The sequence below is a fragment of the Pedobacter sp. GSP4 genome, from assembly GCF_051857575.1.
GTDB lineage: Bacteria > Bacteroidota > Bacteroidia > Sphingobacteriales > Sphingobacteriaceae > Pedobacter.
This window is the reverse complement of sequence record NZ_JBPZIR010000008.1, coordinates 19,078-39,041: the sequence shown is the minus strand read 5'-3', so window position 1 is coordinate 39,041 and position 19,964 is coordinate 19,078. Positions and strand designations below refer to the sequence as shown.

Annotated in this window: 22 protein-coding genes; 9 read left to right on the top strand and 13 right to left on the bottom strand. The window is 38.3% G+C overall.

Annotation, left to right across the window (positions count from 1 at the left end):
* Positions 1 to 205: 205 nt before the first annotated feature.
* From ACS5PU_RS18635 to ACS5PU_RS18605, 7 genes are all read right to left on the bottom strand, one after another.
* A complete protein-coding gene (locus ACS5PU_RS18635) occupies positions 206 to 901 on the bottom strand; it encodes a hypothetical protein (RefSeq protein WP_439460675.1) in 696 nt (231 codons plus the stop codon).
* An 89-nt stretch (positions 902 to 990) separates the two neighbouring features.
* The gene (locus ACS5PU_RS18630) at positions 991 to 1,302 is read right to left on the bottom strand and encodes a hypothetical protein (protein ID WP_439460674.1); all 312 of its coding nucleotides are present in this window, start codon (positions 1,300 to 1,302) and stop codon (positions 991 to 993) included.
* A 133-nt stretch (positions 1,303 to 1,435) separates the two neighbouring features.
* Complete coding sequence (locus tag ACS5PU_RS18625; protein WP_439460673.1) at positions 1,436 to 2,197, bottom strand: ferritin-like domain-containing protein; 762 nt, start codon at positions 2,195 to 2,197, stop codon at positions 1,436 to 1,438.
* 9 nt (positions 2,198 to 2,206) lie between these two features.
* The gene (locus ACS5PU_RS18620; protein ID WP_439460672.1) at positions 2,207 to 3,775 is read right to left on the bottom strand and encodes a DUF4153 domain-containing protein; all 1,569 of its coding nucleotides are present in this window, start codon (positions 3,773 to 3,775) and stop codon (positions 2,207 to 2,209) included.
* Positions 3,776 to 3,787: 12 nt separating this feature from the next.
* On the bottom strand, positions 3,788 to 4,093 hold the full coding sequence (locus ACS5PU_RS18615; protein WP_439460671.1) for a hypothetical protein: 306 nt from the start codon (positions 4,091 to 4,093) through the stop codon (positions 3,788 to 3,790).
* Between the two features lie 54 nt (positions 4,094 to 4,147).
* The gene (locus tag ACS5PU_RS18610; RefSeq protein WP_439460670.1) at positions 4,148 to 4,444 is read right to left on the bottom strand and encodes a winged helix-turn-helix domain-containing protein; all 297 of its coding nucleotides are present in this window, start codon (positions 4,442 to 4,444) and stop codon (positions 4,148 to 4,150) included.
* A gap of 1 nt (position 4,445) precedes the next feature.
* Positions 4,446 to 5,081: a hypothetical protein gene (locus tag ACS5PU_RS18605; protein WP_439460669.1), complete on the bottom strand. Its 636-nt coding sequence runs from the start codon at positions 5,079 to 5,081 to the stop codon at positions 4,446 to 4,448.
* A gap of 264 nt (positions 5,082 to 5,345) precedes the next feature.
* Here ACS5PU_RS18605 and ACS5PU_RS18600 point away from each other — a divergent pair, with 264 nt between their 5' ends.
* The 8 genes from ACS5PU_RS18600 to ACS5PU_RS18565 all read left to right on the top strand — a co-directional run bounded on the left by ACS5PU_RS18600 (position 5,346) and on the right by ACS5PU_RS18565 (position 12,515).
* Complete coding sequence (locus ACS5PU_RS18600) at positions 5,346 to 5,996, top strand: ABC transporter ATP-binding protein (protein ID WP_439460668.1); 651 nt, start codon at positions 5,346 to 5,348, stop codon at positions 5,994 to 5,996.
* Positions 5,997 to 6,112: 116 nt separating this feature from the next.
* Complete coding sequence (locus ACS5PU_RS18595) at positions 6,113 to 6,589, top strand: hypothetical protein (RefSeq protein WP_439460667.1); 477 nt, start codon at positions 6,113 to 6,115, stop codon at positions 6,587 to 6,589.
* 1 nt (position 6,590) lies between these two features.
* Positions 6,591 to 7,196 carry an HAD family hydrolase gene (locus ACS5PU_RS18590; RefSeq protein ID WP_439460666.1) on the top strand — a complete coding sequence of 202 codons (606 nt, stop codon included), beginning with the start codon at positions 6,591 to 6,593 and terminating at the stop codon, positions 7,194 to 7,196.
* A 2-nt stretch (positions 7,197 to 7,198) separates the two neighbouring features.
* Positions 7,199 to 8,671 (top strand): S41 family peptidase, encoded by a 1,473-nt coding sequence (locus ACS5PU_RS18585; RefSeq protein ID WP_439460665.1) that lies wholly within the window; start codon positions 7,199 to 7,201, stop codon positions 8,669 to 8,671.
* A 148-nt stretch (positions 8,672 to 8,819) separates the two neighbouring features.
* Complete coding sequence (locus tag ACS5PU_RS18580; protein ID WP_439460664.1) at positions 8,820 to 9,086, top strand: hypothetical protein; 267 nt, start codon at positions 8,820 to 8,822, stop codon at positions 9,084 to 9,086.
* 48 nt (positions 9,087 to 9,134) lie between these two features.
* Positions 9,135 to 10,229: a DNA-processing protein DprA gene (gene dprA / locus ACS5PU_RS18575; protein ID WP_439460663.1), complete on the top strand. Its 1,095-nt coding sequence runs from the start codon at positions 9,135 to 9,137 to the stop codon at positions 10,227 to 10,229.
* A 169-nt stretch (positions 10,230 to 10,398) separates the two neighbouring features.
* On the top strand, positions 10,399 to 11,760 hold the full coding sequence (locus tag ACS5PU_RS18570) for a pyridoxal-phosphate dependent enzyme (protein WP_439460662.1): 1,362 nt from the start codon (positions 10,399 to 10,401) through the stop codon (positions 11,758 to 11,760).
* 155 nt (positions 11,761 to 11,915) lie between these two features.
* Complete coding sequence (locus ACS5PU_RS18565) at positions 11,916 to 12,515, top strand: hypothetical protein (protein ID WP_439460661.1); 600 nt, start codon at positions 11,916 to 11,918, stop codon at positions 12,513 to 12,515.
* Between the two features lie 230 nt (positions 12,516 to 12,745).
* On the opposite strand, the gene murA is transcribed toward ACS5PU_RS18565, so the two are convergent.
* From murA to ACS5PU_RS18535, 6 genes are all read right to left on the bottom strand, one after another.
* Positions 12,746 to 14,071 (bottom strand): UDP-N-acetylglucosamine 1-carboxyvinyltransferase, encoded by a 1,326-nt coding sequence (murA, locus tag ACS5PU_RS18560; RefSeq protein ID WP_439460660.1) that lies wholly within the window; start codon positions 14,069 to 14,071, stop codon positions 12,746 to 12,748.
* A 77-nt stretch (positions 14,072 to 14,148) separates the two neighbouring features.
* The gene (locus tag ACS5PU_RS18555) at positions 14,149 to 14,835 is read right to left on the bottom strand and encodes a DUF4290 domain-containing protein (protein WP_439460659.1); all 687 of its coding nucleotides are present in this window, start codon (positions 14,833 to 14,835) and stop codon (positions 14,149 to 14,151) included.
* 309 nt (positions 14,836 to 15,144) lie between these two features.
* Complete coding sequence (locus ACS5PU_RS18550; protein ID WP_439460658.1) at positions 15,145 to 15,642, bottom strand: SixA phosphatase family protein; 498 nt, start codon at positions 15,640 to 15,642, stop codon at positions 15,145 to 15,147.
* Entirely contained in the window at positions 15,635 to 16,666 is a 1,032-nt protein-coding gene (locus tag ACS5PU_RS18545; protein WP_439460657.1) for a glycosyltransferase family 9 protein, read from the bottom strand. Before ACS5PU_RS18545 ends, ACS5PU_RS18550 begins: the two co-directional genes overlap by 8 nt.
* Before the next feature lie 25 nt (positions 16,667 to 16,691).
* Entirely contained in the window at positions 16,692 to 17,294 is a 603-nt protein-coding gene (locus ACS5PU_RS18540) for a DUF4254 domain-containing protein (protein ID WP_439460656.1), read from the bottom strand.
* 114 nt (positions 17,295 to 17,408) lie between these two features.
* A complete protein-coding gene (locus tag ACS5PU_RS18535; RefSeq protein WP_439460655.1) occupies positions 17,409 to 19,085 on the bottom strand; it encodes a helix-hairpin-helix domain-containing protein in 1,677 nt (558 codons plus the stop codon).
* 91 nt (positions 19,086 to 19,176) lie between these two features.
* Between ACS5PU_RS18535 and ACS5PU_RS18530 the strand changes: the two genes are divergently transcribed.
* A complete protein-coding gene (locus ACS5PU_RS18530; RefSeq protein WP_439460654.1) occupies positions 19,177 to 19,806 on the top strand; it encodes a hypothetical protein in 630 nt (209 codons plus the stop codon).
* Positions 19,807 to 19,964 lie beyond the last annotated feature (158 nt).

Sequence of the window (19,964 nt, the reverse complement as noted above, 5' to 3'; positions counted from 1 at the left end):
ATTTTAATCGCATCGGGTTCATTTGCTACAAATTTGCCCAAAGCTACAATTTCAAAGCCTTTAAACAAATAGAATTTGCCGATTTTTTCAGAAAATGAACGTTTTATGTTAATCAGTAAAAAGAGGCGTTCGGTATGGCGCTCTTTTCGTTCAAACCTTGTTTGCCACTTGTGGTTTTAAAATCAAAGCGGGCTCTGTACCTGTGCTAAAGTACTTTTTTAGCCAGATTTTTAACTTCATCTTTAAATTTCTGATCAAAAACCCCTTTAAGTGTTTTTGTTTTTAAGCTGTAAACAAAATATTCAACCTCATCCTCGTCATTAAATTCCTTATCCCCATTCGAATCCTTGGTTAAATTCATTAAGATGAGATCGTGTTTATCGTCTATTTTCCAGCTGCTTAATTCGTAATTGTTTGGTGATATTCTGGTAAAGGATTTTCCTTCCAGGTTTGATATGTAAAGTTTACTGGGATCTTTCGAGGTTAGTTTTTTGTCGCCATCATAATCCGAATCTGTAATGTTGTAATAAATAAATTGATCGGACAAAGTTGCTGGATGGTTTGAAGCTTTTTCTGCCTGGCCAATAGAGAAAGAATTGATGATGATTTTTTCTTTGGTGAGCAATTCGTTTTGACCAGAAATGGTATTGTAAAAAACAAGATTCCAATGAGCGGTATTGGCTTCTCTTTTATAACTTTCTTCATCATCGCTGTTTAACCTTAAAGGGTAGATCAGCATATCGGTCTTATCAACAATTATAGGAGAATCATACTTAATTTTTGGGTAAACCTTGGTTTTTGTCGTGCTGGTTTCATTCACAGAAACGGTCTTGCTTTCTTCCGTACAGGCCAATGTGAGTAGTGCGCTGCTTAATAACCCTAAGGAGATGAGTTTTTTCATGGTCGTTAATTTTGAGGTTTGAGTAAATCAAGATAGTTATTTTAAGCTTTACCTCCCGGCTTTAATTGAGGCGGGAGGTAGTAGGCATATCAGCTTCCGGCAAAAGGTGTTCCGAATATACCAACGGCCAATTCTGCCCAGATAAGAAATAGCGCCAACAAAATGGCAATGAGGATTACGGTTTTTAAAGTGCCTGCTTTTAGGTTTCTAACTACCAGTTCAATGGCTAGGCCGGTACTCAGCAATAATGCGCCCGCGGTTAAAAAATCGCTTAAATCCCAGTTTACTTGGTTGGTAAACTGCATGGCTATTAGCGGAATGCTTAGGATTAACGTAACAACTGCCAGAATTATGATGATTCTGGTTTTGGGCAAGTTTAGTAGTGATTGTAGATTTTGCATAATTTCTAATATTAATATAGTGTTTAATTTTTAAACAGTACTAAGCCTATGCTTTCCCGATGCAAATTGCACCGGGATAAAACTAAATCCAACAAAAGTTTAGCAAAGGCGAGAGATTAATTGTACAGGGTTTTTAATATGATGGACTACTTAATAGGCTTTTTCTTTCTTCATTCTCATAAAACACTTTTTTGCCTGCAACTTTACTTAGTTTGCGTTTCATTTTTTTGAAGTACAGTGCGAAGTTTAGTTTCCCTGCTTTAAAGAGTTTACGATGGGCCAGCCATATAACTAAACTGGTGCCTATAAAAAAGCAGGCATATGCCTTGCAGGCTATCCACCTTGAAAAAGCGCTCTTATGACTGCATATGATGTACAGACGTTCTTTTTGAAACTGAATATGAGCTGCTTCATCAATCAGGATATCGGTGCAGATCTGTTTAAGAAGCTTGCAGTTTGTGGCATCTTTTAGGGCCTGATAAAATAGTTGTGCAGCGCTTTCTACAATCAATACTGTAATGGTCCAAAGTTCCATGCTATTGTTGAAATACCTTATCTGTCTAAAAAGCGAATCATCCCAGTTTTTTTGTAAACGTTTTTCTGCTATCAGGTCAATATACCTGCCTAAATTTGCTCCATGCTTTTGCTCCTCTTTGATGAATAATGCGGCAGCTTTTGGGTATACCGGATCATCAATCTTTTGGCCATATATTCTAGATACATGCATTAAATGTTCTCCTTCTCCGGTTTCGGCCAGTTGCCATGCTTTTAATGATTTAAGGATGCTTGCCTTTTCTTCCCGTGTAAGCTCTGGCTTCATGCTCCAATCTATTCTGTCGATTTGGGCATTACAGGTAAAATAATCGGTCCAATAAGTAGATGAATGCGTTTTCATGTCTTAGATTTATTTTTTGTTTAGCCCAAAATATTTAGCGGTATTCCAATCCTGTAAGTTCCACGATAACCAGCTTACTTGTTCATAACGTTCTTTAAAATAACCGATACGTTTATCCAGTTTTTGACTATAAAATTCAACATCGCATGGTTTTGAGATTTCCCTCCCATAAAGACCTTTGGAAGGTATGTCGTACAATTTTGAACGGTTTTTGTCCAATATGGGCAGCGTTTTATCCGATAAATACAGCAGGTAGTCGGCATCAATGGCAACCCGTTCACTTTGTGCCAGGTTGTATTTGGCAATAAAAACATCCCAGTTAACGAAACTGAAAGCCAGTAGCAGAACAAACCAGATGTTTCCATTCACTTTAAATAAATAGAAAAGTGTTTTCTCTTTGGCAACTTTTAGGTACACCGTAGCCAAGCCAATAATGCAGAGCACGGCAAAAACCACAACGCCAATTCTTTTATGCGTTAAGCCATAAAATTCGATGTAATAGCCATCGCGGATAAAAACAGAAATGATCAGGATGAAATTCTGCACCATCCATGCAAAGGCCAGTGTTTTGAGTGTGCGGCTTTTGCTGTAAAAATTTAAGTTGCCACGGAAAAAGTATAAGATTACCGCCATCGCCAGAACAATACTGAAGATTAAGGCATTGGTGCCCTCGTGCAGATCGGTAGAAAAATTGCCCGAGGGTTTATAACCGAACCAGAGCGTAGAAATATCGATAAGGTTTACGCTCAATAAAAGCAGGTTTAGCGAAACAAACGAAATTACGCCAATGATGTACTCTGTTTTTAAGGCGAGTTTTTTGGTAATCATCTGGCTGGTAAAGGTGTGTGCAATCTCGTACCAGATGCTTTTTGGCCTTTGGCTACGCCTTATCCTCAATAGGGTTTCGTTGCAGTTGGCCTCTACTTTTTCGATGCTCTTGTTGTAAAAGGTAATGGTTAGGCCTGTGGTTACAAGTATACCCAAACAGAAATGAAAGAAACGTTCAATACTTAAATCCTGAAATATAAAGCCAAAAACATAGTTTAGAAAATCGGAGATGTGCGTTAACGTTTTTTCCAGATACTGACCGAATATTTCGTTGGCACCACTGTAAATCGTAGTAAAAATGAGTAGGATAATAATAGGGAGCAAAATGTATTTGATTGGCCTGAAAACCGGTTTTAAGTTAAAATTGCCAATTTTAACATCCGATAATCTCTTAATTAAAGTAGCCGGTACTGTGAGCAGCTGTATTGCAGTGCCTAAACCTGCAGTATAAATGGTTTGCAGGGCCTGGTAGTGCGCAAAGCCAGTAAATAAAACCAGACTGATATAATAAGTGGCTGCTGTTAAATCTGAATTGTTGACTACCACCAATACTGCCGCCAGCAGATGGGCCAACGCATAGAATTTATATTTGGCACCCTTAATTATCTCGGGGTTAAATGCCGTTATGGCAATGATAAAGATGCTGTAAATTAATTGGTTTAGTGCCAGCCACTCATTCCAAAAGAGAAAGCTGAAGAGCAGCCCTCCAATTAAGGCAGAGAGCAGGAGAAAGTTGGATTTTGTTTTCATTTTATTTTAGGTTTAAAAAATAGGATGCGTTACAAGGAAGAAATAGAGCATGCTTAAAGGGATATTTAAAAGCATACAGATTATGGTGGCCAGGTAGCTTCGCCAGTGTATTGGGTTGTAAATTAATTCGATTACCAGCACCAATAAAAAAATAGCGTTTATAACTGTTGCCGATAAAATGTAAACCAGCCCCAGGCCCATTAAATAAGTGGCTTTGGATAGTAAAAAACTAACAAAGATTATGGTGCCGATAAGCGCTGAATAGTACGCCAGCTTCTTGGCGATATAAATCATCTGGGGATCAGGTATTTCTTTCATTTTATGTTTTTAAAAGTGCTTTGAATTTCAAAGTAAATAATTAAAAAAAATTGACTACAGTTTCTTGATCATTTTTTCGAGCGCATCTAAATGGGCTTTAAAAGCCTGCTTGCCCAAATCGGTGATGGAGTAGGTGGTACTGGTTTTACGTCCGATAAAACCTTTGTGTACCTTAATAAATTCAGCCTGCTCTAAAGTATTCAGGTGCGAAGCCAGGTTGCCATCCGTTAGCTCGAGCATCTGTTTTAAATCGTTAAAGCCTATTTCGTCATTTACAATGAGTATAGACATAACGCCCAACCTGATCCGGCTATCGAATATTTTGTTTAAATCTGCTATTGGGTTTTTCATCTTATTGGCCTTTTTCGTATTTAAAATACATTACCAATCCGTAAACAATATGCAGCACGCCGAAGCCAAAAGCCCAAAAAATAAGTCCGTAACCAATATAGAACATGCAGATTAAGCCTAAAACAACTTCAAGGTAACCCAAATAACGAATATCGCTAAAAGTATATTTGCTGGCGTTAATTAAAGCCAGACCATAAAAAATTAAGCAGCTTGGCGCAATAATGCTGTAAGTATTTGGATGATTTACCAATAATGCAATAATAAACAAGCCTCCGGCCACCAGTGGGATCATTAGGTTTAACAACAGCGATTTTGATGTTTTGTCCCATATCGGCAGATTGTTTTTCTGGCTTTTCCTGTAGGTAAACAAAATACCTCCGGCCAAAGCAATTACCAGAACAAAGATGCCAAGTTTCAACAGGTTAAATTCCAGGTCCATTTCGCCTTCAACACCATAACTATAACCGCGTTTGTTGATGAATTTATTGATCTCATCGTTTGCAAAATAAGCCCCAATTAAAGCAATAACGCCTGCAAAAACGCCAGATAAACCACTTAATGAAATAAATCTTGATGATCTATCCATCATTTGCCTGATATCTTTTAATGCATTTAACTGTTCCTCTGGATTGCTCATTTTAAAAGTGCTTTGTTTTTCAAAGTTATGCAAGAAAATGATAATTGCAAATTTTATTTTTTTTTAGGGGGATGGGGGAGTATTAAGTGTAGGGTATCAAGATGAGAGAACTTTTAAACTTTCTTCCCTACTCTTTACGTATTGTGCTTTAACCTCTAGTCTTCCTTGGTTTTTCAATTGATCTTTCAACTTTAATCTTTTAGCTCTAGTGTTAACCTTCGTCTTTCCACTTTAGTCTTTAACCTTTTTTGTTAAATTTGGAGCATGCTAAAAGCCACTGGAATAAAAAAGTCGTACGGAAATCTTCAAATCTTAAAAGGTGTAAATTTTGAAGTTCAAAAAGGGGAGATTGTGAGTATTATTGGACCATCTGGCGCCGGAAAAAGTACTTTGCTGCATATTTTAGGCACATTGGACAAGCCGGATAGTGGCACTGTGGAGTTAAAAGGTGTGGCCATAAATAAATTAGTTGGCGATATGGTAGGCGCTTTCCGCAACCAGAATATCGGTTTTGTTTTCCAGTTTCACCACTTGCTGCCCGAATTTAGTGCGATAGAAAACATCTGCATCCCCGCGTTTATAGCTAATGTGAATAAAAAACAGGCAGAAACCAGGGCGCTTGAGCTTTTAGATCTGCTGGGGTTGAAAGATAGGGGGCATCACAAACCCAATCAGCTTTCGGGCGGCGAACAGCAGCGTGTTGCCATTGCCAGGGCACTTATTAATAATCCAGCAATTATATTTGCCGATGAACCTTCGGGTAACCTAGATTCTGAAAATGCTGCCGGGCTGCACCAATTATTTTTAACCCTACGCGATAATTTCCATCAAACTTTTGTTATTGTTACCCACAACGAGCATTTAGCCAAAACCAGCGATAGGGTAGTGACCATGAAAGATGGGTTAATTGTATAAATATCAGCATTAAGACGGACTGTGGCTTTAACGCAAAAATGAAACCATTCGATCATTGAAAAATCAATTAATCTCTCATTTCAAATAACAATCATTCATTAATTTACTATTCAACATTGAAAATACTGATAACGGGGGGCAACAATGCAAAGGCATTAAAGCTGATGAAAGCTTTTCCCAGTCACTTTGTGCTCCTGGCCGATTATGGTGAGGTACCAGGTATTATTACCGAGAATTATGCATTTGCTTCTTTAGGAACTTTAAACAAAGACAGCATAGCACATATTTTATTGAATTTTTGCATCACCGAGGCGATAGATTGCATTATTCCACTTCACCATTACGAAGTAGAACCTTTAGCAAAATCTGCCGTTCTTTTTGGCGAATACGGTATCCAGGTTTTATTGCCTGAGGCAGATACGGTTGCGGGTTATCTGAAAGCTGAAGAAACAGCCTATCCTGATTTTGCGGTTTTTATACAGGGCGATCGAATTTTTTCTGGTTCGGATAGTCCGCTGCCCGGAAATTTATCTCCAGCGTTAAATGGGGTATTTAGCTATAACCAATCAGATTTAAAACTTTTCACAATATAATATGGATGCCGAATCTTTAAAAGATAAAAAGCTGGTAATTTTTGAACTGGATAATGTGCTTTTTCCCGAAAAGGATTATTTGCTTCAGGTATATTATCTTTTTGCACAGTTTATCGAATATAGCGAGCAAAAAGGTGCAGGGCCAATTATTGAGTTTATGCGCACTGAATATGAAAATCAGGGTGCCGAGCAGCTTTTCGAAAAAACAGCCAGTCAATTTGAAATCGATCAAAAGTACCAGTACAACTTCGATCTGTTGCATCAAAATGCCCGTTTGCCCTTAAAGCTCTTGCTTTTTAAAAACATGCTTACCTTTATGCAGGAGCTTGTTGTAGACCGGAAACAGATTTATATTGTAACCGCCGGAAACCCCGAGCAGCAGCTCAATAAAATAAGACAGACCGAGTGGAATGGGTTGGAACAATACCTTACCGTTTACTTCGCGGATGAACTTAACCAACCAAAAGCAGAAATTTTTCAGAACATCTTAAATAGCAATAATTTATCGTCAGATAATGCGTTAGTTGTTGGTGCAAATAATTTGGATGAACAGCAATCCAAATTAATTAATTTGCCGTATATTGAGTCACTAAAAATTTACAAATAAATATGCTTAGAAAGTTTATTGCTCAAAACACATTTTTATGTGCTTTGGTTATTGTGGTGGGGTTGGCTGCATCTTGTAAAAAATCGAACAAAGCCGATGTGGCGGATGCAGCACCAGGCGCTTCTGGAACAAGGGCCGAATTAACTAAAGATTCTATTTACCTGTATGCACAGCAAACCTATTATTGGAATGTGGGTATGCCGAGTTATTCTTCTTTCAATCCGAGGCAATACAGTACCAATAATGCGGTTCTGGCTGCTATAAAAGCATTGCCAAGTACCGGTGGAAAGGATAAATATTCTTTTATTGATGATGGTAGTGTGGCTACGCAGTTGGGCGGTACCGGTGGCGATTATGGTTTTTCTGCCAATTTTGATGAGAAAGATTCTTTACGCGTAAAATACGTTTATCCAGCTTCTCCGGCGGCTACGGCAGGTTTAACGCGTGGCTCAAAAATAGTTAAGGTTAACGGAAAAACGGTGGTAAGATCGGATGTTGACTATTTAAACAATGCCATTTTTGGTAACAATGCTTCAGTTACACTTACCGTAGAAAAAGGTAAAATCGAAACCGATTATTTGGTTACCCGAGGCATTTATAGCATTAATCCAGTTCTTTATACCAATACATTTACCGTTGGAGCCAAAAAAATCGGTTATATCGTCTTCAACAGTTTTACCTCTAATGCGACCGATAAATTAGATAATGCTTTTGCTAAATTTAAGGCTGATGGCGCTACCGAGCTGATTGTAGATCTGCGTTACAATGGAGGCGGTGTAGTAGAAACGGCTGATATATTTACCAATTTAATTGCCCCGGTAGCTCAGAATGGTAAAGTAATGTATACCACTTACTACAATAAAACCATGCAGGATGCACAGGCTACCATTTTAGAAAATCAAAAACTTTGGTATACCTTTTCTGATGGAACGAGAAAAATCATCAGCATGTTCGATTTTAGCTATAAACCTACTATTGCAGCATTTAACCAAGAAGTTTTTACGAAAAGAGGTTCGTTAAATTTAAATAGGGTTTATTTTATTGTTACCGGTAATACGGCATCGGCAAGCGAATTGTTGATCAATAACTTAAAGCCTGTTATGGATGTTAAATTGATCGGTTCTAAAACTTATGGAAAACCGGTAGGCTTTTTCTCTATCCATATTGATAAATCTGATTTGTATATTCCACAGTTCCAGACGAAAAACTCTGTTAATTATGGTGATTATTTTGATGGAATGACCGTTGATAAAAGTGCAGCAGATGATTTAACGAAGGATTTTGGCGATGCAGACGAAAGACTATTGTCGCAGGCATTGTATTATAGTGCCAATGGAAGCTTTAAATCATATGTTAAAGAAAACGGATTGGGCAGTACCAGCGGAGCAGCTAAAGCCTTAACCGATAATGCAAATGATGTGTTAAACCACGAATTTAAAGGAATGGTTGAAACCAGAAAGCTGAAATTAAAGTAATTAACTTAAAATAGATATTTCAAAGGCCTGATTTAAATTCTAAATCAGGCTTTTTTGTGCAGTTTTTTAGAAAAAAGGAGTGGATAAGAGTTGTTTTTTTTCTAAAAAATTGATAAGCTTGTTTAACATTAATCGTTAAAGAGATACCATGCCAGTAGAAATTGTAGAAAAAGAACACATAAGCTATTTAAATATCATCAATGCCAAAGAAGACCATACCAATGAATTAAAAACAAAGCTTGGTGAAGCGCAGCGGTTAGGGAACGAATTTAAATCGAAAGCTGTTATTACATTTAACACCACCATTGGCCCAAAACGTGTTGATACAACTGTTTGGGCAGTTACAGAGAAATATATACAGCTAAAAAACAATATTCATATTCCATTAAAAAGCTTAATCGATATTGATTTTTAATCTGTGATAAGGAAATAAATCATCCCGCATTTATTTAACCTTACACACATGAGCACACTCCATCAAATTGCTTTAACATTTATTAAATCCATTGGGCCTATAACGGCTAAAAATTTACTCGCCTACTGTGGAAGTGCCGAAAACGTATTTTCTGCGTCCAAAAAGCAATTGCTTCAGATTCCTGGTGTGGGCAATAAAACAGTCGATGCGATTTTAAGTACCAATGCTCTATCCAGGGCAGCGCAAGAGCTTGCATTTGTTGAAAAACATGGCATTGATGTGCTGTTTTTTTCGGATGAACAATACCCCAGGCGACTGAAGAATTGCTATGATGCGCCAATTTTGCTTTATTTTAAAGGACAGGCAGATTTAAACCAGAAAAGGATAATCAGTATAGTGGGTACCAGAAACGCCACCGACTATGGGAAAAACCTTTGCAGGCAGCTTTGCGAGGTATTGGCGCCTTACCATGTTTTAATTGTAAGCGGCCTGGCCTATGGTATTGATGTAACTACGCATAAAGAATGCATAGCCAACAATATTGCTACTGTTGGGGTGTTGGGCCATGGTTTAGATCGGCTTTACCCGCAGGTGCATAAATCGGTTTCGCAAAAAATGGTTTTAAATGGCGGATTACTTTCTGAATTCCCTATTTTAACCAATCCCGATAGACAGAATTTTCCACAGCGCAACCGTATTATTGCTGGCCTCGCTGATGCCACAATTGTTGTAGAAGCGTCAATTAAAGGTGGGGCCTTAATTACTGCAGAGATTGCCAACTCTTATAACAAAGATGTATATGCTTTTCCTGGCCGTACTAACGATGTTTTCTCTGAAGGCTGTAACTTTCTGATCAAAACAAACCGTGCCGGCCTGATCAATAACGCTCAGGATTTGATATACTATCTGGGCTGGTATGATGAAGTACCGGAAAATAAGAAGCCTGTACAGGTTAACCTGCAGCTGAACCTTACTGCGAACGAACAAAAGGTAATTGATGTTTTGAAAAACGGCCAGTTATCCATTGATGAAATTGCGATTTCAATGAATATACCACAGAGCAAACTGGCCATTGTAATCCTCACCTTAGAAATGCAGGGCTTAATAATTTCTTTACCTGGCAAGGTTTATAAATTGGTTTAAAGTTGCCTTTGATAAATCTTGATTTGTAATTTGCCCAATAAACAATCTATAATGCCCATCATAATTGTAGATTATGGAATTAAATTTTAATAAATTATATTTTTCGAAATAATGTTTTAAATAAATATTAGTTTGTAAAATACTTAATGCCTTTACTTAATTTTGCAATATGTGGTACAATAATATTTTAGAAACCATTGGTAATACACCATTGGTAAAATTAAATACGATAACTAAAAACGTTCCGGGTACAATACTGGCCAAAATTGAAACGACCAATCCGGGCAATTCAATTAAAGACCGTATGGCGGTTAAAATGATTGAAGATGCTGAGAAAAGCGGTAAGCTTAAGCCAGGTGGAACCATTATTGAAGGAACTTCAGGAAATACAGGTATGGGTTTGGCCATGGCCGCCATTATAAAAGGTTACAAATGTATTTTTACCACAACTGATAAACAATCGAAAGAAAAGGTTGATGCTCTGCGTGCCTTTGGTGCTGAAGTAATTGTATGTCCAACAAATGTTGAACCCGAAGATCCCCGCTCTTACTATTCGGTTTCTTCGCGCTTGGAGCGGGAGGTTCCAAATTCATGGAAACCCAACCAGTACGATAATTTAGCCAATTCGCAGGCCCACTATGAACAAACCGGTCCTGAAATTTGGGAACAAACAGAAGGGAAAATTACCCACCTGGTGGTTGGTGTTGGTACAGGCGGAACGATATCGGGAACAGGTAAATATTTGAAAGAGAAAAATCCAAATATCCAGGTTTGGGGAATTGATACTTACGGTTCGGTTTTTAAAAAATACAAAGAGACCGGTATTTTTGATAAAGATGAAATTTACCCTTACATCACAGAAGGAATTGGGGAAGATTTTTTACCGGCAAACGTAAATTTTGATGTAATAGATCTGTTTGAAAAGGTTACCGATAAAGATGCGGCTTTAATGACCCGCGATATTGCCCGTAAAGAAGGTATTTTCGTTGGAAATTCGGCTGGTGCCGCAATTGGCGGATTGATCCAGTTGAAAGATAAATTAAAACCAGAAGATGTTGTGGTAGTAATTTTTCACGATCATGGAAGCCGCTACATGGGCAAAATGTATAACGAAGATTGGTTGCGCGAACGTGGGTTTTTACAGGATGAAAAATTAACGGCAAAATCAATCTTAGCTAAAAAAGAAGCGACAGAAATTGTAACACTTGATGCACAGAAATCGGTTTTGGAAGCAATTAATACCATTAAATCGATGAATATTTCGCAAATCCCGGTTACACAGCAAGGAATGATAGTAGGTAAAATTGCGGAAAGCGATATCCTGAGTGCTTTATTGGAAAACCCTGGATTAAAATCTGCGCCAATTTCTGAAATTATGACAGCCACTTTTCCTTTCGTGGATTTAAATACTTCAATTGATAAAATCTCATCATTGATCAATAAAGAAAACTCAGCAGTTTTAGTTGAAGATCAGTCAGGAAAAATTGAGATTATTACACAATATGATATTATAAACGCTATTTCCGGATAAAAATATTTCGGTCTATGGAGACACAGACCGAGGGTTGAAACGGGTGTGAATGGAAGATGTAATATTGGAAGATGTAGGTGAGGTATAATTGAGAAACATAATAAAATTTTTAGAATGGCCATAAGTTGTTAACTTGTGGCCATTCTTTTTATAATATGGCAACGCTCAAAGAAATCTTATCGGTTAAGACTGACGATCAATTAAAATATTACTTAAATAATGTAGATAAACATACTGCTGAGGGAGTTAGGGCGGCGCTGGCGGAATTAAAGAGCCGGAATGTCGAACTGCCTGAAGATATTGATGAGCAGATTGAGGATAAGATTAAGCAAAAAGAAAATTCGACTTATGATACGGTTTCTAGCTGGAAAAAAAATATAGTAAATGATATTGATGCTCCGGAATATTATTCGCAAACCGCTATTTATGTTTTTTCAATTCTTTTCTCCGTGCTTTTTGGATCGTTTATGATGGCTATTAACTTAAAGAATTCGCAGAAAGAATGGGGCTGGCCAATTTTGTTCGGCTTTTTATTTACAATTGGATTTATTTTTCTTGGACAGTTTCTTCCTAGTTCTCCAACTGGTATATCATTAATTGTTAACGCTTTGGGAGTAACCATTATGTACCAATTATTTTGGAATAAACATATTGGAAAGGAAACAAAATATAGAGCAAAGCCTATCTGGATTCCTTTAGTTATTGCAATTGCTGTTACAGTTCCTATTATTTACCTGGTTATTAAAAGTTACTAATAACAAAACGACATTTTTTCCCGGGCATGTTGTTTTATAATTATTTGGGCGGTAAAATAATTTCGGTCTGTGGAGACACAGACTGAGGGTTGGGAATACCGTTCGTTGTAAGATTGATTCGTGCCTCGCAATGAAAAAAAAACGCCCATGAAAATTTCACGGGCGTTGCTGAGTTATGCTATTTCGGCTTTGGGTTTTTACCTTAAACCCTCCACCTTTATACCTTCCACCTAATGACTAGGAGCATCTGCATTTACACGCTTAATCTGTGCGCCTAAGGCACGCAAACGGGTGTCTATATCCTGGTAGCCCCGCTCAATCTGTTCGATGTTATAGATCGTCGATTTGCCTTCTGCTGATAATGCTGCAATAAGTAGTGAAACTCCAGCCCTGATATCAGGAGAAGTCATGCTAATGCCGCGAAGTTTATATTTTTTATCGATACCGTTAACCGTAGCACGGTGTGGATCGCACAGGATAATTTGTGCCCCCATATCAATCAGTTTATCCACGAAGAATAAACGGCTCTCAAACATTTTCTGATGGATGAGCACATTTCCTTTAGCCTGTGTAGCCACCACTAAAACAATACTCAATAAATCTGGTGTAAAACCAGGCCATGGCGAATCGGCAATGGTTAAAATAGAGCCATCAATAAAAGTATCAATTTCATAATGTTTTTGCGATGGAACGTAAATATCATCACCGCGGCGCTCTAATTTAATCCCCAATTTCTTGAAAACCTCCGGAATTACGCCAAGCTCATCGTAACAAACATTTTTAATGGTAATTTCCGATTCCGTCATGGCGGCCATACCTATAAAAGAACCAATTTCAATCATATCAGGCAGCATACGGTGTTCTGTTCCACCCAATACTTTAACGCCTTCGATGGTTAACAGGTTGGAGCCAATGCCGGTAATTTTTGCTCCCATGCGGTTAAGCATTTTGCAAAGCTGTTGCAGGTAAGGCTCGCAGGCAGCATTGTAAATCGTTGTAGTACCTTTAGCCAAAACAGCAGCCATTACAATATTTGCGGTTCCGGTTACCGATGCCTCATCCAATAATATATAGGCGCCCTGTAAATTGGTTGCATCAACATTAAAGAAAGCTTTTTTGCTATCGTAAACAAATTTAGCGCCCAGTTTTTCAAACCCGATAAAGTGGGTATCTAATCTTCTGCGGCCAATTTTATCGCCACCTGGTTTAGGAATCGCCGCTTTACCGAAACGGGCCAATAGTGGGCCAACAATCATGATCGAACCGCGTAAACCACCGCCCTTTGCTTTAAAAGTATCAGATTCAAAGAAGTTTAAATCGATGTTTTTCGCCTCAAAAGTATAAGTGTCTTTATCAATACGCGTTACCGTAACACCCAAATCGCCCAATAATTCGATCAGTTTGTTTACATCCTTAATATCAGGAATGTTGCTGATCGTTACTTTTTCTTCAGTAAGCAGTACAGCCGATAAAATCTGTAGGGCTTCGTTCTTGGCTCCTTGAGGGGTAATTTCGCCTTTTAATTTAATTCCGCCTGTTATTTCAAATGCGTTCATATATTTTGTATTTAGTTTCAGGTATCAGGTATGCGTGCCGGGTTTAACCTTCAAATCATGCCTTTTACCTTTCGCCTTTAATATTTGGGTTTATTGTTGTTGCGTTGACGATTATTGTTGTTGTTATTTTGACGGTTTTTTCCGTTGTTGTTATTGTTATTGCTTCTTCCCCGGTTGTTATTGTTGTTATTGTTTTGACGAGGGTTCTGGGCTCTAAATTCTACTTTGGCCAGGTTAACGCCTTCATCAAGTACCAATAAACCACCTGACAGATATTTTAGATCTTTGATAATGGTATCATCACTTACATTATCCTTATTCCAGGTAACATAGGCCATTTTCATAAAGTTGGCGATACTCTGCACCATTGCCTTTTTAATTTCCGGATTTTCCTCGCGCATGGCCTTTTCGATCAGATTCTCAACCGTTTTACCATAATGTTTATAGGTAATTCTTTGCTGAGGATAGGCAAGGGGCTCTGGTTTAACGTAGGCATTCTCTATTAAAGGCTTTGGATACGGACTATCCACATCGATCTGGTAACCAGAAATGATGTGTAAGTGATCCCAAAGTTTATGTTTAAAATCAGCAACATCGCGTAAATGCGGTTGCAAAAATCCCATCAGGTCTATAACTGCCTGGGCATATTTATTGCGTTCTTCAATGGTTGGTAATTCGCAGATATACTTCACCATGTTTTGAACGTTACGGCCATATTCCGATAAAATTAAATGGCTACGTGTGGTATTATAGTCAAAACTCATGTTCAGATAAATTAATGGAAAAAATTATCTGGCGATACGAATTATGAAATAACCAGAAGAGTTTAGGTTATGAATTCACCGAAATGTCTATTGCCAGATTTTCGTTTTATATAGCCAAAGGTAATAAAATTATTTGATTTGTGTTTTTTTAGTTCACAAGCAGTTGACGGAAGTCAACTGTCAAGAATTAGTTAAAGAATCAAAGTCGTTTTCTGTGTTAATCTGTGAATCCGTGGCTGATGGATTAACTGATTAATTGGGAGTTGAAAATTGGTGATTAAACAGCAATCTTATTATTTAATGGCGAGTCTACATCTCATCACTATTTTTAGGATAATCAAAAAACACCAGTTGCCCGGTTCCTTTGCTTACCATTTGCCACGAATCAAATGGGAAAGAAATTAACACCATGCCTGCTGTTGGTATATTGTAAATATCGGCACCACTTAGCTCATTTGCAAAATCGGTAAAGCCAGGGTTGTGGCCAAACATAATTACCGTATCTGCATCATCAGTTAGTTGATTAACCACATGTAGCAAAGCTCTGGTACCGGCTTCATAAATGCTTTCTTCGTATTGGATCTGATCTACCTGGTAAGCCTCGGCAAAATATTTGGCTGTTGATTTAGCTCTTTTTGCAGGACTGCTTACCATCAGGTCGAATTTAAATCCACGATTGATTAATCTTTCGGCCATTTCTGGGGCATTTTCCTTGCCACGTTTGTTTAAAGGCCGGTCGAAATCTTTTAAATCTAAATTTCCCCAATCCGATTTTCCGTGACGTACCAATAGTAATTGCTTAGCCATTTAATTTATTTTTAATTTTATCTACAATTGTTTCAGGCATAATTAAATCCATACAGCTTTCAACACCACAAAGGCAGGGTTTGTTTCCGTATATCGAATTTGGTCTCGAAGGATGATCAATCTGCACACAATCATCTTCCGATTGTCCGTAGCCTAAAAAGCCGGCATAAGGATGCGTTGGCCCCCAAACCGAAACAACCGGTGTACCAACCAATGATGCCATGTGCATACCCGATGAGTCCATGCTCAGCATTATATCTAAGTTTGAAATAATTGCGAGTTCTTCTGTTAAATTAAAATTACCAATTAAATTATGGGTGTTCTGGAATTCATTACACCATTTTTCGGCAATTTCCTGCTCAGATTTACCGCCACCAAAAATAAAAACTTCGTAACCCAGCTTGCTCAAAGCTGCAATTACCTCTTCCATTTTATTTAAGGGATAAACTTTATAAATGTGCTGGGCAAAAGCTGAGATGCCTACCTTTTTTGTACTATTATCCGCAAATAAAGTTTTGGCCTTGGCAGTAATCTTTTGAGGGGATTTATTTAATTTATGACTGAGCTTAAGTTCAAAGCCTAAACTGCGGAAAACATCGGCATAACGTTCTACTGTTTGCCTAAGGGGTTTTAGTATTTTATTTGTGGCCCTGGTTAATGCCTTTTTCTCAGCTCTGCCTTTATCAATCCGTTTAATTTTTGTGCCCGTAATGCGAAAAAAGGAAGAAATTGCCCGGCTGCGCAAATTATCGTGCAGATCTGCAACAGCAATTGGTCTGTATTTTCTTAATTCTTTAAACAGCCTGTACAGGCCATCAATGCCTTTATGTATGGCTTTAGGCTGTATGGCATGGAAAATTAAGTTGGGGATAGAATCAAAAAAAGGTTTAAAGGCCTCCCGGCTAACCATAATAATTTCGGTAGCTGGGTTTTGTTCAGCAAATTCGCGTAAAACAGAGGCTACCATGGCCACATCGCCCATTGCCGAAAAACGTAGCACAATAATTTTGGATGGTGAAGCCATGGCTTTCTGCTTTCAGCTTTTGTCTTTATGCCTTATTATACAACACCGGATTTAAGCTCGGGTCGTTATACATTTTCATCTGTTTATATACTTTCATGTATTTTTTGCCAGCCTCAATATCAGCCAATAATTCATCAATACTGGTTGATAGATCTTCGCGTTGCGCCAACAGTACATTCAATTTGTTTTGGCACTGCGCACGGTGCTCAGCTGATGCACTTCCGCGTTCAGCTTCTTCTTGCATGTGGTAAATTTTTAGTGCCAGTATGGAAAGCCTATCTATTGCCCATGCAGGACTTTCGGTATTGATTTTTGCATCTGGCAAAGCTGAAATTCCCTGGTAAAGGTTTAAGAAATAACCATCAATAAACTCAACCATATCCGTACGCACTTGGTTTTGAGCGTCTATGCGCCTTTTCCAGCTTAAACCTTCTACAGGATCAATCTGTGGGTTACGCACTACGTCTTCCATATGCCATTGCGCCGTATCGATCCAGTTTTTAACATAAAAAAGATGCTCTAAACTTTCTGCATCGTATGGGTTTTCAACCGGATGGTCAATATCATCAAACTTGTGGTAGTCTGTAATTACTTCATTAAATATGCGGTTGGCAATTTCACTTATCATGGGGCAAAGATATTAAAAGATTTCTTACAGTTTTATTGCACTGATTAAAGGATTACACAGATTTATTTTTAAGGTTGAAACAACATTAATCAGGCCCTATCTTACCATTAACCATTAACCTTTCTTACTTTCAAAATACGTCGTTATCTCTTCCAAAGAAAAAGCATTCAAACATTTATCAGCGCTTAATCCGCCTTTACGGGCCACTAAAATGCCATAATGCATATCATGGAAACCCTCGGTGCGGTGTGCATCGGGATTTACCGATAATAAAACGCCTTTTTCGAGCGCATATCGGTGCCAGCGCCAGTCTAAATCCAAACGCAGCGGGTTAGCATTAATTTCGATTACCACTTTATTGGCTGCGCAGGCATCGATAATTTTTTTATAATCGATCGGATATCCGGCCCTGCTCAATAATAAACGCCCTGTTGGGTGCCCTAAAATGGTGGTGTAAGGATTTTCAATGGCTTTTAATAAACGGGCTGTTGCTTTGGCTTCATCCATCCTTAAATTGCTGTGCACTGATGCCACTACAAAATCAAATGTTTTTAAAATATCATCCGCATAATCCAACGAACCATCGCTTAAGATATCGCTTTCAATACCTTTAAAAATCTTAAAAGGAGCCAGTTTTTTATTCAGTTCGTCAATTTCCTGGTGCTGTGCAAAAACACGCTGTTCATTTAAGCCTTTAGCGTAAACTGCGGTTTTAGAGTGATCGCAGATCCCCAAGTACTGAAGGTTTAAATTTTCTTTGCAGTATAGGGCCATCTGCTCAAGGGTATGTACACCATCGCTCCAGGTAGAGTGGTTGTGCAAACTGCCTTTCAAATCTTCGTACTGGATCAAAGTTGGGAGCTTGTTTGCCTTTGCCAGCTCAATTTCATCAAAATCTTCGCGCAGCTCGGGCGCAATGAAAGCTAAGCCTGCCTTGCTGTAAATTTCCGTTTCATCGGCAAAAGGCCCCTCACCAGCTAAGCTTAAAACCTTTTCTACATGTTCGCTATTACCGGTAAATTTGAACCAATGTAAATAGAAAGCAGATTTTTCAACCGCATGGATTTTTATTCTAAAACCAGCCTCAGTTGTTGCAATAAAAGCATTTTCAGTTTCAATCAACGAAAGCGGTTCAAAAGCAGGCAGGGTTTGTTTAATAGATTCGATATTATCTGTACCGATAACAATTTCCAGTTCATCAATAATCTCGCATGCGCGGCGGTACTGGCCGGCAAACCCCAAAAGTGCATTGGCATCAATACCTACAGTCCAATCCGAAAGTTGGGTAAACAGTGTTTTGGCAAAACCTTCTACCTGAGCGTATAAGAACCTGCCGTTTGCAGCCAGTTTAAATTCAATGGCGTTTTTAATTTCTTCCTGGGTTTTTAGTCCAAAACCTTTTGCTTCAATTAAGCGGTTCTCGTTGCAGGCATAATACAGTTCGCCAATGCTTTCTATACCCAGCGTACGCCAGATGATGAAAATCTTTTTTGGTCCGATGCCTTTAATGCCCAGCATTTCTACCACACCTTCTGGCGTTTGCGCGATAATGTCGTTTAACTCTTTTAGCTCACCGGTTTGCAGCAGTTCTATAATTTTAGAAGCCAGTCCTTTACCAATACCCTCAATTTTATCAATCTCATCCAAAGGCTTATCCTTTAATGAAAACGGAAGCTTATCAACCTTAAAGTATGCATTGGCAACCGATTTAATTTTGAAGGGATTTTCTTCATGCAGTTCCATTAACTGCGACAATAGACGTAAAGTGCGTGCGATGGTTTTATTTTCCATAAGCGGTAAAATTAGGAAATAATGCCTCAAAATTACCAAATGCCTTTGCCGATTTATAAACACAATTTGATAATGACGTTGTTTAACTGTTATGAAATTAATGAAATTTGCGCTTTTAGGCCTGGGTATAAGTTTGGCCGCTTGCCAAGCTGTAGATAAAACTACAGGCAATAATGCCGATTCGGTAAATAGTTCGAAACCGGCCCAGGCACAAGCTGTTGATGAACGGTTTGTAATTGTTGAGGGACATGCAGTGGGCGAAATTGCCCTTGGAGAAGATATGGAACAGGTGGGCAAAAAATTGGGGCGGCCAAATGCTGGCGATGCTGCAATGGGTAAAGCCTGGGGGATTTGGTACAGTAACGATTCGACAGGCGATCAGCTTAATGAAATTGCCATATATTCTGCCTACCGGGATACCAGTATGCGGGTAAAAGATGTTAAGCAGATCAGGATTACCTCAAATAAATTTAAAACTAAGGATGGTTTTGCGACAGGAAGTTCTTTGGAAGAAACAAAAAGTAAATACCCAGATTTGCAAAGGCTCTCGGCCTATTTAAACGAACATAAAGATACCGTAACTGTTTATGATGCCCTAAAAGATGGGATAGGATTTGAGTTTTTAAAAGGGAAAAGTATTGCCTTTACTGTTCATCAGGCAAACATTCCAGTTAATGCAACTTATTTAACGCTGCACCCAGAGTGGAAAATATTAGAATGATGGGGAAGGATGTGAGAGGTGAGATGTAATATGTGTAATGGAAGATGTGTGAGGTGAGATGGAAGATGTATGAAGTGGGGGGTGATGGTTTAATGGCTTATAGTCAATTGCTTGTGGAGTTATAATCTATAGCTATAAACTATTTTCCATAAGCCATT